Source organism: Qipengyuania xiamenensis (assembly GCF_019711495.1).
Lineage (GTDB): Bacteria > Pseudomonadota > Alphaproteobacteria > Sphingomonadales > Sphingomonadaceae > Qipengyuania > Qipengyuania xiamenensis.
In genome coordinates, this window is sequence record NZ_JAIGNM010000001.1 from 1,275,805 (window position 1) to 1,289,551 (window position 13,747).

Annotated in this window: 19 protein-coding genes; 6 read left to right on the forward strand and 13 right to left on the reverse strand. The window is 62.5% G+C overall.

The genetic code is table 11. The features are described 5' to 3' along the window. Positions 1-7: 7 nt before the first annotated feature. Complete coding sequence (locus tag K3165_RS06495) at positions 8-424, forward strand: VOC family protein (protein WP_221547947.1); 417 nt, start codon at positions 8-10, stop codon at positions 422-424. A 41-nt stretch (positions 425-465) separates the two neighbouring features. Then, positions 466-1,494, forward strand: a complete 1,029-nt coding sequence (locus tag K3165_RS06500) for a helix-turn-helix domain-containing protein (RefSeq protein WP_221547948.1) — start codon at positions 466-468, stop codon at positions 1,492-1,494. 21 nt (positions 1,495-1,515) lie between these two features. Here K3165_RS06500 and K3165_RS06505 read toward each other — a convergent pair whose 3' ends face one another. The 7 genes from K3165_RS06505 to K3165_RS06535 all read right to left on the reverse strand — a co-directional run bounded on the left by K3165_RS06505 (position 1,516) and on the right by K3165_RS06535 (position 6,585). Beyond that, on the reverse strand, positions 1,516-2,448 hold the full coding sequence (locus K3165_RS06505) for a TraB/GumN family protein (RefSeq protein ID WP_247713901.1): 933 nt from the start codon (positions 2,446-2,448) through the stop codon (positions 1,516-1,518). Between the two features lie 72 nt (positions 2,449-2,520). Beyond that, on the reverse strand, positions 2,521-3,174 hold the full coding sequence (yihA, locus tag K3165_RS06510; RefSeq protein ID WP_221547949.1) for a ribosome biogenesis GTP-binding protein YihA/YsxC: 654 nt from the start codon (positions 3,172-3,174) through the stop codon (positions 2,521-2,523). Between the two features lie 10 nt (positions 3,175-3,184). Further along, positions 3,185-4,945: a membrane protein insertase YidC gene (yidC, locus tag K3165_RS06515; RefSeq protein WP_221547950.1), complete on the reverse strand. Its 1,761-nt coding sequence runs from the start codon at positions 4,943-4,945 to the stop codon at positions 3,185-3,187. Positions 4,946-5,014: 69 nt separating this feature from the next. Continuing rightward, the gene (gene yidD, locus K3165_RS06520; protein WP_221547951.1) at positions 5,015-5,224 is read right to left on the reverse strand and encodes a membrane protein insertion efficiency factor YidD; all 210 of its coding nucleotides are present in this window, start codon (positions 5,222-5,224) and stop codon (positions 5,015-5,017) included. Continuing rightward, entirely contained in the window at positions 5,221-5,616 is a 396-nt protein-coding gene (gene rnpA / locus K3165_RS06525; RefSeq protein WP_221547952.1) for a ribonuclease P protein component, read from the reverse strand. The genes yidD and rnpA overlap by 4 nt, the downstream gene beginning before the upstream one ends. A gap of 88 nt (positions 5,617-5,704) precedes the next feature. Continuing rightward, positions 5,705-5,839 (reverse strand): 50S ribosomal protein L34, encoded by a 135-nt coding sequence (gene rpmH / locus K3165_RS06530; RefSeq protein WP_067468613.1) that lies wholly within the window; start codon positions 5,837-5,839, stop codon positions 5,705-5,707. A 242-nt stretch (positions 5,840-6,081) separates the two neighbouring features. Further along, on the reverse strand, positions 6,082-6,585 hold the full coding sequence (locus tag K3165_RS06535) for a hypothetical protein (RefSeq protein ID WP_221547953.1): 504 nt from the start codon (positions 6,583-6,585) through the stop codon (positions 6,082-6,084). A 554-nt stretch (positions 6,586-7,139) separates the two neighbouring features. On the opposite strand from K3165_RS06535, the gene K3165_RS06540 reads away from it, so the two are divergent. From K3165_RS06540 to K3165_RS06550, 3 genes are all read left to right on the forward strand, one after another. Then, positions 7,140-7,511, forward strand: coding sequence for an excalibur calcium-binding domain-containing protein (locus K3165_RS06540; protein ID WP_221547954.1), 372 nt, complete (start codon positions 7,140-7,142; stop codon positions 7,509-7,511). A gap of 125 nt (positions 7,512-7,636) precedes the next feature. Beyond that, positions 7,637-8,473, forward strand: a complete 837-nt coding sequence (locus tag K3165_RS06545; protein WP_221547955.1) for a hypothetical protein — start codon at positions 7,637-7,639, stop codon at positions 8,471-8,473. Positions 8,474-8,513: 40 nt separating this feature from the next. Next, positions 8,514-9,731 carry a serpin family protein gene (locus K3165_RS06550; protein ID WP_221547956.1) on the forward strand — a complete coding sequence of 406 codons (1,218 nt, stop codon included), beginning with the start codon at positions 8,514-8,516 and terminating at the stop codon, positions 9,729-9,731. Between the two features lie 9 nt (positions 9,732-9,740). Here the strand turns inward: K3165_RS06550 and K3165_RS13990 are convergent, their stop codons facing one another. The 3 genes from K3165_RS13990 to K3165_RS06565 all read right to left on the reverse strand — a co-directional run bounded on the left by K3165_RS13990 (position 9,741) and on the right by K3165_RS06565 (position 11,183). Then, positions 9,741-10,091 (reverse strand): hypothetical protein, encoded by a 351-nt coding sequence (locus tag K3165_RS13990; RefSeq protein WP_345720577.1) that lies wholly within the window; start codon positions 10,089-10,091, stop codon positions 9,741-9,743. Positions 10,092-10,311: 220 nt separating this feature from the next. Further along, positions 10,312-10,575 carry a hypothetical protein gene (locus K3165_RS06560; protein WP_345720579.1) on the reverse strand — a complete coding sequence of 88 codons (264 nt, stop codon included), beginning with the start codon at positions 10,573-10,575 and terminating at the stop codon, positions 10,312-10,314. Positions 10,576-10,628: 53 nt separating this feature from the next. Then, entirely contained in the window at positions 10,629-11,183 is a 555-nt protein-coding gene (locus tag K3165_RS06565; RefSeq protein WP_221547957.1) for a winged helix-turn-helix transcriptional regulator, read from the reverse strand. A 189-nt stretch (positions 11,184-11,372) separates the two neighbouring features. On the opposite strand from K3165_RS06565, the gene K3165_RS06570 reads away from it, so the two are divergent. Beyond that, positions 11,373-11,714, forward strand: coding sequence for a DUF8200 family protein (locus K3165_RS06570; protein WP_221547958.1), 342 nt, complete (start codon positions 11,373-11,375; stop codon positions 11,712-11,714). 88 nt (positions 11,715-11,802) lie between these two features. Here K3165_RS06570 and K3165_RS06575 read toward each other — a convergent pair whose 3' ends face one another. The 3 genes from K3165_RS06575 to galE form a co-directional block, all read right to left on the reverse strand. Continuing rightward, positions 11,803-12,417 carry an HAD family hydrolase gene (locus K3165_RS06575; RefSeq protein WP_221547959.1) on the reverse strand — a complete coding sequence of 205 codons (615 nt, stop codon included), beginning with the start codon at positions 12,415-12,417 and terminating at the stop codon, positions 11,803-11,805. 93 nt (positions 12,418-12,510) lie between these two features. Beyond that, entirely contained in the window at positions 12,511-12,636 is a 126-nt protein-coding gene (gene ykgO, locus K3165_RS06580; RefSeq protein ID WP_006833921.1) for a type B 50S ribosomal protein L36, read from the reverse strand. A gap of 91 nt (positions 12,637-12,727) precedes the next feature. After that, a complete protein-coding gene (galE, locus tag K3165_RS06585) occupies positions 12,728-13,741 on the reverse strand; it encodes a UDP-glucose 4-epimerase GalE (RefSeq protein ID WP_221547960.1) in 1,014 nt (337 codons plus the stop codon). Between the last annotated feature and the right edge of the window lie 6 nt (positions 13,742-13,747).

The window sequence follows — 13,747 nt, forward strand, 5'->3', positions numbered from 1 at the left end:
AGGCGCCATGACCCTGCGCCCCTTCCACCTCGCCTTTCCCGTCCGCGATCTTGCAGAAGCCCGCGCGTTCTACGGCGGCTTGATGGGCTGCGCGGAAGGGCGGTCCTCGGACGAATGGATCGACTTCGATTTCTACGGTCACCAGATCGTCGCGCATACCGGCGGCGAGAGCGGCGACCGCGCGAGCAACCCGGTCGACGGGCACGATGTCCCGGTCCCGCATTTCGGCGTGGTCCTGACGATGGAGGACTGGCAGGCGCTGGCCGACCGGCTGACCGCTGCGGGGGTGGAGTTCGCGATCGAACCCACGATCCGCTTCAAGGGCCAGCCGGGCGAACAGGCGACGATGTTCTTCCGCGACCCGAGCGGCAATGCGCTGGAGATGAAGGCCTTCGCCGACGACGCGATGCTGTTCGCAACTTAGGCCGATACCAAAGGGCGCCGCTGCCCGCACCAAGGCATAAATTGCCCATCCGGCTGCAAGAGAGTAAAGACGTCTGCGAGTGGTCGCGTGCGCAGGGGCAAAACGCGATTCACAACGAGCAAACAACTCTCGAACCCAAGACCGGAGCCACCGAAGACGGCGTTCCGCTCGCCTTCAACCGGCCGGCGGTCGAGCGTCTCGAACCGTGGGTCGGCAGGGCGATCGTCGCGGTCGCGGAAGGCCCTCGCGACACCACCCTGCATGGCCTGCTGTGCAATGACGCTTCCTACCTGCGAAGCGCGGTCGACGTGGACTGGAGCGTCGAAACGGCTGACGGACTGCTCGCCATACGCGACGCGACCTTCCTGTGCGGCCAGCACTCGCGGGCAATGCCGCTAAGCTATTGCGGCGGTATCAAGGTCGCCGGCCTCATGCTTCGCCCGGGCGCCTTGCACACGCTCTTCGGCTTGGAGGAAGCAGCCATGGTCGACCGGATCCAGACGATCTCGTCGACCGGCATCCGCGACGAGGAAGTTACCGGCCTGTATTCGCCGGATATCACCCCGCAACAATGGCTCGAACGGCTCGAGGACTGGCTTGCCACCCGTATCGCGGTAATCGACCCGCCTCCGCCAGACCCCTTGTCGCAGGCCTTCGAATTGCAGGCATTCGAAGACCCGAATGAAAGCATCCATGACTTCGCCGAGGCACATAACGTTTCGGTCCGGACGCTCGAACGCGCGGTCAAACGGGATTTCGGTCTGAACCCCAAGCAGGTCATGCGCCGCGCACGCATTCTCGACCTGGCCGCCCGGCTGTGCGGCGTCGCCGACAAGGAGGAAGAGGACATCCTGCTGCGCTTTTTCGACGAGGCGCACCGGATCAGGGAGTTCAAGGCCTTCTTCGGAATGACGCCGGGCATCTTCAAGCGAAATCGCTCGGGGCTGCTGACACTCAGCCTCGAAATCCGGCAGGCGCGCCGGCTGGAACTGCTGGAAAAGATCAAGCCGGGTGCCGTTCGCCCGTGGATGCGGCGCGCCTTCCAACCGGCGCCCGACGCAGAAGAGTAGCGCGCCTCTACCGCCCGAAGGTCAGCGCCAGTCGGGCCCGAATATCTCGAAGCCGCGCGTTTCGAGCTGGTCGAGGACACCGCCCTCTTCTGCCAGCACGCGGAGCGGCACGACCGCGAGGGTCACGCCCGTATCGGCAGCCGCATCCGCGATCATCCCGGTCCACTGGTCGCGGATTTCCTCGCCGAGATCGTCATCGGTCCACGGCCAGCACGTGCCGAGCGCGATTTCCAGCGGGTTCGCCATTACGCCTGCAACGTCGAACTTGCGCCATGCATTGCCACGCGCCTCGATGACTTCCGGCCCCGCTTCGACCGCGTTCATCGCCGCCATCAGGCACGGGATGTGGCTCGCCGGTTCAGCCTCGGCCAGATCGTCGAGCAGGTCCTCGCCGCGAAACCGCTCGGGCCGCGTGATCGGAACATCGGCCCGCTTCGCCGCCTTGCGCACGATTTCGGTCGCGTCCTTGGTGGTATCGTCATCGAAATCGAGACGCCTCGCGAGCAGGTCGAAGGAAGTCATGAGGAAGCTGCGCCGGTCGTAGTCGATGTCGTACTCGGCTTGGAGCGCCGCCAGCCTCTCACGCTGGTCGGCAGAAAGGTAATCGCCGGCAGTCGTGCGATCGGGCAGCTTGGTGATCTTGCCGCCACTGAAGATCATCCGGAAGACATCGCCGGGCGAGAACTTCGGTGCCGCGCGCAGGATGACCCGGCTGGATTCGGCAGTGGCTTCTTCCAGCCGCTCGGGTTGCCATGGCGTGGCCTTGGGGACAGCAGCGATCTCGCCGACGAGGATGATCGTGCCGGTCGGCGTGTCGATGGTCCACATCGGCGCGCCCGAACGCTGCGCGGTAACGACGATCTCGTTCTGCGGAGAAGGGACCTGCGAAGCGGCAGGGACCGCGAAGAGCGAGACGGCAGCAAGACCTGCAACGGCGAATGACTTGGAGATCATGCGCGCCGGCCTAGCGAGCGGCGGATAGACGGTTTGTGAATGGAAACAGGCTGGTGGCGATCCGGACCCGGATCAGACGCCCGCATCCTGCAGCAGCGCGGCGCGCAGTTCGCCGATCCCCATGCCTTTCTCACTCGAGGTCACGTGGATGTGCGGAAAGGCAGCGACGTGCTTCTTCGCTTCGGCCTCGACTGCAGCGACGGTCTTTTCCAGCTCGCTCGCCTTGATCTTGTCGGCCTTGGTCATGACGATGCGGTAGCCGACGGCGGCCTCGTCGAGCATCTTCATCATCTCGCGGTCCACATCCTTCAGCCCGTGGCGGCTGTCGACCAGCACGAGGTTGCGCACCAGCACCTGACGTCCGCGCAGGTAGGTGCGCACGAGGTTCTTCCATTTCTCGACAACCTTCACCGGCGCCTTGGCGAAGCCGTAGCCGGGCATGTCGACGAGGCGGAAAAGCGTGGGTTCGCCGACCTCGAAGAAGTTGAGTTCCTGCGTGCGGCCAGGCGTCACCGAAGCACGCGCGATCTTCTTGCGGCCGACAAGTGCGTTGAGGAGCGAGCTCTTGCCCACGTTCGAACGGCCCGCGAAAGCGATCTCGGGCACGGTGGGGTCGGGCAGGAACTTGAGCTGCGGGGCCGAGAGGAGGAACTCCACCCGCCCCGAAAACAGCTTGTTCGCGCGCCGCTCCAGCTGGGCCAGTTCGGCGGCTTCTTCTTCGGTCACTGGTCTCGTCCTATTTCTCGGCCTTGGCTGCCGCAGCGGCCTTCTCGGCCTTCTCCTTCTCGGCCGCCGCCTTCAACTGCGGATGCTTCGAATAGAGATATTTCTGCTGCGCGAGCGTGAGGATGTTCGAGGTTACCCAGTACAGCAGCAGACCTGCTGCGAACGGGGCCATGATGAACATCAGCACCCAGGGCATGATCGCGAAGACCTGCTGCTGCACCGGGTCCATCGCGGACGGGTTCAGCTTGAAGGTCAGCCACATCGTCACACCCAGCAGCACCGCGAGCACGCCGATGGCGAGGAAGCTCGGCGGGGTGAACGGCAGCAGGCCGAACAGGTTGAGGATGGTCGCCGGATCGGGGGCGGAAAGGTCGCTGATCCAGAGGAAGTTCTGGTGGCGCATCTCGATCGCGAGGTAGAGTACCTTGTAGAGCGCGAAGAAGATCGGGATCTGCAGGATCAGCGGCAGGCAGCCCGCCAGCGGATTGACCTGCTCTTCCTTGAAGAGCTTCTGCATTTCCTGCTGCTGCTTGACGCGGTCGTCCTTGTACTTCTCCTGCAGTGCTTTCATCTTCGGCTGGATCGCCTTCATCCCCGCCATCGAAGCAAACTGCTTCTGCGCGATGGGGAACATCAGGCCGCGCACGATGATCGTCAGGATGATGATCGCGACACCGAAATTGCCGACCAGTTCGAAAATGTTCTTGAGCAGCCACAGCAGCGGCTTTTCGAACCAGCGGAACCAGCCCCAGTCGATCGCGAGACCGAACTGCGGAATGCCCGCATCCTGGTAGGCATCGAGGATTTCGCTGTCCTTGGCACCTGCATAGAGGCGCGAGGTGGTGGTGACCTTGCGACCGTTGGGAATGGTGATCGGGTCGTAGATCATGTCGGCGCGGAAAAGGTTACCGCCGAGCGAACGGAAGGTCGCATCGGGCGCAGCACCCTCCTGCGGGACCATGGCTGCAAGCCAGTAGATATCGGTGAAGCCGACCCAGTCGGTCTTGCCCGCAAGCGAGACGGTCTTCTCGTCTTCCACGTCGTCATAGTCGTAATCGTAGTCGACGCTCTGGTCGAAGCTGCCGATGGGGCCCGAGTGCGCGATGAAAAAGTCGGCGCTGGCGGTGTCGCTGGTGCGGCTTACGAGGCCGTAGGGCTGCACGACCACGGGGACGCCGCTGGTGTTGCTGACCGCCTGGTCGACGGTGAGCATGTAGTTTTCATCGATCGACCAGGTCTGTTCGAGCGTGAGGCCATCGCCTGCGACATGCGTCAGCGTAACCGGGTTGTCCTGCGAGAGCACACCGCCCGAGCTTTCCCAGACCGTGTCGTCCGAAAGCTTCTCGCCATTAACGAGAAAGCCGAACTGCGAAACCTGCTGCGCGGGCGTTCCGCGCGGCGAGAAGATGCGAACCGGCTCATCGTCCGAATCATCGGCGGTTGCCGCGTAATCCTTGAGCACGACATCGTCGAGGAACGCGCCCTGCAGGTTGATCGAACCGGCGACCTTGGGCGAATCGATCGCAACGCGGTCGGGCGAGGCGAGCGACGTTTCGAGATCGGCCGCTTCCTGCGCGATGGCGTTGGCGTCCTGCAAACCGCCGGTGCGCGAATGCGCGACTTCGGCCTGTTCGGCAGGCGTGTCGACCTTCTCGGCAGTGACGGGGACTTCTTCCGGCTGCGGATAGAAATAGTCCATCGCCCACTGCCAGCCGATCAGGACGGCCAGCGACAGGGTGAGGACGAGCACGAAATTGCGTGAATTTTCCAAGGTCGATCCCGTTGAAAGCTGTATTCGTTAGGTGGGAAGGGTGTGTTGCTACGTCAAGACAGCGATGCTTCAGGGCACCGGATCATGGCCGCAGCCCCCCCATGGTTGGCAGCGCAATAGCCGCTTGAAGGCCAACCATCCACCCTTGATTGCCCCGTATTTCTGAAGGGCCTCGATGGCGTACTGGCTGCACGACGGGGTGTAGCGACAGGTCGGCGGCAATATGCGGCTCGGGCCGAGCTGCCACAGGCGCGCGATCCAGATGAGCGGATACTTCATGCGCGGTGCGATCGCTTGTTATCGCGCTTGTGCCGGGGACGGCGAGGCCGGTCGCCCTCGCCCCTGGCGGCACGAGCCAGCGCGGCATCAAGCTCCTCGGTCATCGCCGCGAAATCGCGTTCGATCCCGCCTTCGCGGCCTATGAGGATGTAGTCGTGGTCGGGCAGGCCGCCCTCGGGAAGCGCCGCCCACAGCAATTCACGGAAGCGCCGCTTCATGCGGTTTCGCACGACGGCATTGCCGATCTTCTTGGTAACCGTGATGCCGTAGCGCTTGCCGTGACCTTCGTTCGGACGCGTCAGCAGGACGAAACCCGGCTTGGCATTGCGCACACCGCGATTGGCGGCGACGAAATCGCTACGCTTGCGGATGACGGACAGGCTCGGGTGCATGGAATGCAGATACGCAAAACGGGCCCCCGATGGGAGCCCGTTTGATTATCGCGATCGAAGCCGCGCCGGAGCGCGACCGATCAGGCGATTACGCGCAAAGGTTCTTGCGGCCGCGGCTGCGACGTGCACGGAGAACCTTGCGGCCACCCGGGGTGGCCTTGCGTGCGAAGAAACCGTGGCGACGGGCGCGCACGAGGTTCGAGGGCTGGAAAGTCCGCTTCATGGGAACACCTTCAGTTAAATTCGTTTTATGCCGGGCGAATCGCTCCGACGAAAAAAGGGCCGCCGCACGGGCGACCGCTCTCGTGGGGGCGCGCTTAAGGAAAACGGGCTGGAAGGTCAAGCCTGAAGCCTACCTTCTCGAAAGCAGCTCAACCACGATTGTTTCTGGGAACGACTGTAGGAAACTGAACCTGAAAACATTGGAGGGGCGCTGGGTCATTCCAGAGCCCCTCCAATTAGGAATTATTCGGCGTCCATGTCATCTTCGAGACCAGCCAGCTTCGGGCCGATCGTCTTCGCTACGTCAACACGCACTTCATTATTGTGCTGCTCGACGGTCATGGTGACATTGCCGTCCTTATCGAGGAGAACGGCTTCTTCGCCAGAGCCAAGCGGAGCAAGCTGAACGATCAGCGGCTTGGGATACAGGCGATTGCTTGCGCCGTTGCTACCATCGACGACTGCCCCGACGCCGCCACCAAGAAGGATGTTGCCGAAAGCCGAACCGCCGAGTTTCGACTGGATCAGGATGTAAGTCGGCTCGTAACCTTCCAAGCTAATGTCAGCGCGCAGATCGTCCTTCCGACGAAGCTCCAAATTGCACGGCGTGGTGCAGCTTGCTCCATTGCTGAATTCGACCAGCGCGCCATCAGGTCGCGTGTTTGTGGAGTAGTCAGTGTTGGTACCGTTCAGCACGGTTGCACAGCCACCAAGGGCCAAGCGACGCCGCAGCAGTTGCGACCACAACAAACTTATTCATTGATGTAAAACCCCTCTGTTGAGGCGTCCTGATTAGCGGGATTTCTGTTCAACAAAAGGGGCGCAAACTATTAACCAACAGGTGTTGCAATTCGGCCAATAAAGTGGTCGGAACTCTGAATGATATTACTATACCTGATCGCCGCATCAATTGTGCCCTCTGGCGAGACATTTTCATGCACGCCAACCGCGGTATGGGACGGAGACGGTCCGGTTTGGTGTGAAGAAGGGCCTAGGATTCGCATCGCAGGTATCGCCGCGCGCGAACGGGACGATAGCTGTCGGTCGGGGCACCCTTGCCCCGATGCAACTGGCCTTGAGGCAAGAGACAGGCTTGTTGCGCTTGTCGGCAAGCCTATCGGGAAAAATGGCCACGGGCATGTGCTTGTCGAGGGCCCAACGATGCGCTGCCTCTCTACGGGCTCGGCGGGAGGTAAACGTACTGGCGCTTGGTGCATATCTCCGGTTGGCGGCGATCTATCTTGTGAAATGGTTCGAGGGGGGCACGCGGCCAAATGGGACCGCTACTGGGGAGATCATAAATGTCGTTGAGGGAATGGGAGGACACCGAGGGCGAAGAAGATAGAGGCATCCTTCTGGAGTTTGGCTTCTGGATTTTCGTCCTAGTCGGGGGAATTTTGCTCTTGGTCGCGAGCGTCGCCTTGCCAACAAAAGCGAATGCGCACCCGGGCGGCCTCGCGGCTGACGGATGCCATAATGACCGGAAGAACGGCGGGCGGCATTGCCATAGAGGGCCAAAGGCAGGTCAACCTGACCGCACTTCCAGATCGGGTAGAGTCTATTACGCGAACTGTGATGCTGCACGTCGTGCTGGCGCCGCACCAGTTCGCCGTGGAGAACCCGGCTATGGGCGCCACCTAGATCGAGATAACGATGGAATTGGCTGCGAATAGCTTCCGCCGCATCCATGTCGCCGAGGCGCTGAGCTATCGGAGGCAGCCTCCGCGCGCCTGATTGACCACCGCTTTGCTGCCATGCAGACTAAGGCACAATAAAAGGCCGGTTCGGGGAGGGACTTATGCCTTACAAGAAAGCCTATATGTGGGTCGTATTCGCGACCCTGCTCACGATCCCTGCATTCTGGCGGGGCTATTTCGGCCGCATATCGGAGGCCGGATGGGAGCTGCATTTCCACGCCTTCACCGCCACCGGATGGATGCTGCTGCTCGCCGCGCAGGCCTGGGCCGCCCACCGCAAGGACCGGCTGGCGCTCCACCGGACACTGGGCAGGGCCAGCCTCTTCTACTTCCCGATATTCTTCGCCAGCGCTCTGCTGATCGTGTGGTCGATGGCCTTCAATACCGCTTTCGGCGACAGCATCATCTACGAAGCACATGGCGAAGGGCTTGGCGCCTACGATTTGCTCTCCGTCGCGGGAATGGGCGCTTTCTACTACCTTGCCCTGAAGGAGCGCCGCAGTGTCCACGTCCACGCGCGCTGGATGATCGGGACGCTGTTCCCGCTCATCGGCCCGATGCTGGCGAGACTGTTCGCCATTCCCCTGTTCATCGCTTTCGGCGAGACACAGGCAGTGACCGACATCTTCTATGCCGCGTTGATCGTCGCCCATGTCTTCGCCACCGCGATCGCCGTCTGGCTTTGGCGCGGCGCCCCCATCGCGGGCAAGCAGCCGATGAAGTGGGTCGCCCTGCTTACTGCGGGCCAGGCGGGCATCTTCGCCGTGGCGCGCCTTTCCGACGGCTGGCGCGAGGCGTTCATGGCGATGGGCCGGACCGATGCCATGCTGTGGGCCGGTCTGGGGCTGATCATCGGCGCCGCGCTGACCTGGGCCGGCTGGCAGGCTGGCAAGAGGCCAACGCCGCAGCCTGCCGGAGAAGTCGCTAGCGCAACCTAATCGCGGATTGGGCGTTGTGCGAGCTGAAAGGGGTTCGCCTATGCCTTTGATCCGCAACGCTTCTCACCTGTTCTTGGCCGCTGCCGGCCTCACGCTCGCCGCCTGCTCCGCGCAGACCGAGGGGCCGCAGTCTGCGGGTCCTTCGGGGACGGGTGGCGGTGGAGGGGCACTGGCGCTCTTCCCGATCCTCGATGCCGAGGCGGAGCCGGACGAGAACGTCGTCATCTCGCCGGTGAGCATCGATCTTGCATTCGGCCTGCTCCACGCCGGCGCGCGCGGCGAGACCCGCACGCAGCTGGAGCAATACCTCCCGCCGCTGGCCGATCCGATGGGCTACGAGACTGACAAGGACGACGTGAAGGTCGCCATCTCGAACGCGCTGTTCCTCGATGACCGCTTCCGTTTCCGCGACAGCTATGTCTCCCAGCTGCGCCGCGAGTACGAGGCCAAGGCGATCGCCACCGACTTTACCGACAAGCAGGGTGCTGCCGACACGATCAACAGCTGGGCGGACGATGCCACGGAAGGGCTTATCCCGGAGGTCATCCCTCCCGCGGCGATCACTCCCGACATGATCGCGGTCCTCGCAAACGCGCTCTATTTCGACGGGCTGTGGGAAACGAAGCTGATGTCGAGCAGCCAGCATCCCTTCCTCTTCGGTAGCGGGAGGGAAGCGCCCTTCACCTTCGTCGGCGAGACCTTCGAGACGCCCTATGCACGCGTGAAAGGCTGGAAGAGTGTGCGCCTGCCATACCGCAACGATCGCTATGCCATGGACATACTGATGCCGAGCGATCGCGAGATCATGGCGGCTGCCCCGCCGCTCGAACTGATCGAGCGCCTCAAACAGGAACTGGACGGCGACGAGACGGAACTGGTGCGGGTGGAGATACCCCAGTTCGAAACCGACTTTGCCATCTCGCTCAACGATACGCTGATGTCGCTGGGAGTCACCCTTCCCTTCGACGAGGTCAGGGTCGATCTGAGCGGATTGGCAGAACCCGGACAGCGCCCGATCGTGGTCAGCGACGTTCGCCACGTGACCAAGCTCCAGGTCTATGACGAAGGCACCAAGGCCGCCGCGGTGACGACAATCAGCATCGTGCTGACCGGAGGGCGCGTCCTGCCCAAGGACCCGATCCTGTTCCGGGCAGACCGGCCCTTTATCGCGGTATTGCGCGACCTCGAACGCGATGCGGTTCTGTTCATCGGCCGGATATCCGATCCCCAGCCATTCGATCCCGAAGTGGCCGAGTAGCCCTGCGGATCAGGTCTCTTCGCTGATGTCGAGGTTGAGGTGCACGGTTTCGTGCTCTTCCTCGCCTTCGAACTTGGCGAGGAAATCGGCGATCGGCATCGATTGGTCGGGCACGGTCGGCATGGCAGCCACCGGGCCCTGGTCGACATTGCCGGCGGCCGGCGTGGTGCGGACGTGGAGATACGGCACCCAGACTTCGCCGTAATCGGCCTGCTGGTACCATACGTCGAGCACGTCGTAGCTCGCCCAGCTGTCGTCGGGCTCCTTCAGGCGGATGCCTTCGCCAATGCGCGGCACCGCCATCGCCTTGATGCGAAACTGCGTCTGGTGCGTCTCGTTCTGGACTTCGATTTCGATCACGTCATTTTCCGGCTCAGCAGGACTTTCGCCCCCGATTCACACGCGTTTATGCCAGACAGGTGTTGCGATCGTTTTAACGATGACGTCACGAAGTCTGCATCACTGGCGCCTTTCTACACAAACCGCAGAATTTCAAGCGTTTCGCGTGATACTTTGCGTCTCGGCGGCTGGAAAAAGTGACGTCACTCTGGCGATTTTGGCGCGTTTTCGAAGGGCCATCTTAACCATCTTTGGGCTCGCAGCCGGCATAAGGCGTGTTCTTGAGCAGGTGCCGGTTGTAGTCGGGCGCACCGTCATCCCACCAGACAGGACCGCGCTCTCCAAGCGCCAGTTTGGCTGCGTGCACGCGCGACCGCGCGGCCTTCTCAGCGCTCTTGTCGCCGTGCTTCATGGCCGAGCCCACGGCGCGGCGCGCATCCATCAGTTCGCCGACCAGCCGCTCGCGTTCGGGCGGGTCGAGATCGGGATTGCTGGTGCGCCACAAGCGGCCGCGTACGATGATGTAGCGGCCGTCGGGCGTCTTTTCTGCAGGGTCGCTCAGGCGGCGTCGCGCGCCTTGCGCAGCGCTTCGAGGTCGACCACCGAGCCATTGCCCAGCGCTTCGCCGGCCTCGGCCTTGCTGCCGTCTGCACGGATGCCGAGATTGCTGCGCTCGACGAGGTGTAGATCCTGCGGCCCGAGGATCCGGCCGTCGTGGCTGAGGATCGAGGTCGGGCCGATCGGCAGACGGTCGCGCTCGTCGACCAGAACCGGGTTCTCGATGACTTCCTGGCCGTATTTCTGGCCCCACTGGCGCAGGGCGACCATGGCGGGAAGCAGGTCGAAACCCTTTTCGGTGAGGCGATATTCGATCTTGCGCCGATCGTCCGGGCACGGGTCGCGGCGCAGGATGCCGTGCTCGACCAGCTTGGCGAGCCGGTTCGACAGGATGTTGCGCGCAATGCCGAGCTCGCTGAGGAATTCCTCGAAGTGGTGCAGCCCGTTGAAGCTGGCGCGCAGGATCATAAAGCTCCAGCGTTCACCCATGACTTCAAGTGCTTGCGGCAGGCCGCATTCGGTCAGTTCGCGCAAAGGTTCGCGGATATCGCCCATAAATTTCAGTCCTCTTCCGGAAACCTATCTAGCGGATTTTCGGCTGCTGCCAAATTTTTTGCAAAAAAGGGTTGTGGAATGCAACCTATCTAAGTAGGTAGCGATTCGCAACCAGTTGCAAAAAGAAACCTATATTGCTCTTTTCGCAAGTGGTGTTGTAAAAATTGCACCAACCGAAAGGTACGATCGATGACCCTCTCCCTCTCCCTCCGCGCAAAGCTCGGCGTCCTTGGCGCTGCCCTCGCTTACACCACCGTCGGTTTCGGCACGCTGGCCATGCCCGCAGTTGCAGAAGCACGCGACACCGGCCCGTTCTACACCGCACAGCTTGCAGCTCCGGCTGAAGAAACCACCGTCATCGCTGGCGGCGTCGCCTGGAAGTGCCAGGACACGACCTGTGTCGCCGGCAAGGGCACCTCGCGCCCGCTGCGCATCTGCCGCGAACTCCAGCGCGACCTCGGCGAAGTCGTCGCCTTCACCACCAAGGGTGAAGCGCTGGAAGAAGCCAAGCTGGAAAAGTGCAACCGCTAAGCGCTTGCCGACCCAATCCCCCACCCCCTCTCCATCAGGGTGGACCTTCAAGCCCCGGCGCGACCCGCCGGGGCTTTTTTGTTGCGCCTCAGATCAGCCCGCGTGCGGCAAGATCGTTTTCCAGCGATGCCGCCTCGGTGAAGTGGTGCACCTGCCAGCCGCACTTGCGCGCCGATTCGATATTGGCCGGGTTATCGTCGATGAAGAGCATCGCTTCCGGCGCGTGACCGAAACGTTCGGCAGAAAGGCTGAAGATCGCCGGATCGGGCTTTGCGATCCGCTCTTCGCCCGACACGACAATATCGCGGAAGCGGTCGAAGATGCGCTCTTGGGGGCGGAAACCAGCCCAGAATTCCGCTCCGAAATTGGTGATCGCGAACAGCGGCACGCCGCGTTCGTCAAGCCGTTCGACCAGCGCGTGACTGCCCTCTACCGGCCCCGGAATGGTCTCGTTGAAGCGCGTGGCGTAGGCGCGGATTTCCTCGGCATAGTCGGGAAAGAGCGCGATCCGTTCGGGCACCATCTGCGAAAGCGGACGGCCCGCATCATGCAGGAAGTGCCATTCCTCGGTCACCACCTCGCCGAGTACCTTCTCGAGGCGGGCGGGATCGTCGATCATCTTTTCGAACAGGGCAGACAGCTGCCAGTGGTAGAGCACACGCCCCACATCGAAGACGACTGCATCGACCGGAGTATCCGTCATCGCTGAATTCCCAAATGCGAACGGCCCGCACTCCTTGCGGAGTCGGGCCGGTCGGTAGACATTCGCGGAAGGAGCCTTCCGCGCAGCCGAAGCTTAGCCCTGGCGGGCCTTGAAGCGACGGTTGGTCTTGTTGATGACGTAAGTGCGGCCGCGACGACGGATCACGCGGCAATCGCGGTGACGGCTCTTGAGCGACTTGAGGCTGTTGCGGATCTTCATCGTTTCTCTCTGATCAAATAAATGCGCGCCGGAGATGGTGCCCCGACGCGCCAATTTCAAGCGCGCCCGTTAGCGAGCGCGGTGATTCTGGTCAAGCATTTCCCCGAATTTCGGAGAGTTTGCGTTCCCATTGCAGCGCATGGCTGATGATTTCGCCCAGATCGTCGTGTTTCGGCTGCCAGGGCACGGTGGCGCGAATACGGCTCGGGTCCGACACCAGCTCAGCCGGATCGCCTGCCCTGCGCGGTTCCATCCGGCGTTCGATCTTCGTGTTGGTCACGCGGTCGACGGCATCGAGAACCTCGAGCACCGAGAAGCCCTTGCCGTAGCCGCAGTTCATGGTGAGCGAGCGATCATCCTGTTCGATCAGCGCCTCAAGCGCGAGCAGATGGGCATTCGCGAGGTCGCTGACATGGATGTAATCGCGCACGCCGGTGCCGTCGGGCGTGTCGTAATCGGTGCCGAAGACCGACACGCCGTCACGCTTGCCGGTCGCCGCCTCGCAGGCAACCTTGATGAGGTGCGTCGCCCCGGCAGTCGACTGCCCACTCCGCGCCTGCGGATCGGCGCCCGCCACGTTGAAATACCTCAGCGCACAGAAATTGAAGCCATGCGCGGCGCTCGCATCGGCGAGCATCTGCTCGGTCATCAGCTTCGACCAGCCATATGGATTGATCGGGCTCTTGGGCGAATCCTCGGTGATCGGCGAGCTTTCGGGAATGCCGTAGGTCGCAGCCGTGCTGGAGAAGATGAAGTGCTTCACCCCGCCGTTGACCGCCGCCTCGATCAGCGCGCGGCTCTTTACCGTGTTGTTCTCGTAATAGGCGAGCGGCTGCTCCACCGATTCGGGCACGATGATGGATCCGGCGAAATGCATGATCGCCTTGGTGCCCTGCTCGGCAAAGATGCGCGCGAGCAGGTCCGCATCGGCGATGTCCCCCTTATAAAGGGGAACACCATCGGGAATGGCGAATTCGAAACCGGTCGAAAGGTTGTCGATGACCGCCACCGGCCAGCCTGCATCCTTCAGCGCGAGCACCGCGTGGCTGCCGATATATCCCGCCCCGCCGGTTACCAGCACAGGCACTTTTGTGTCTTGTTCCATGGCCGC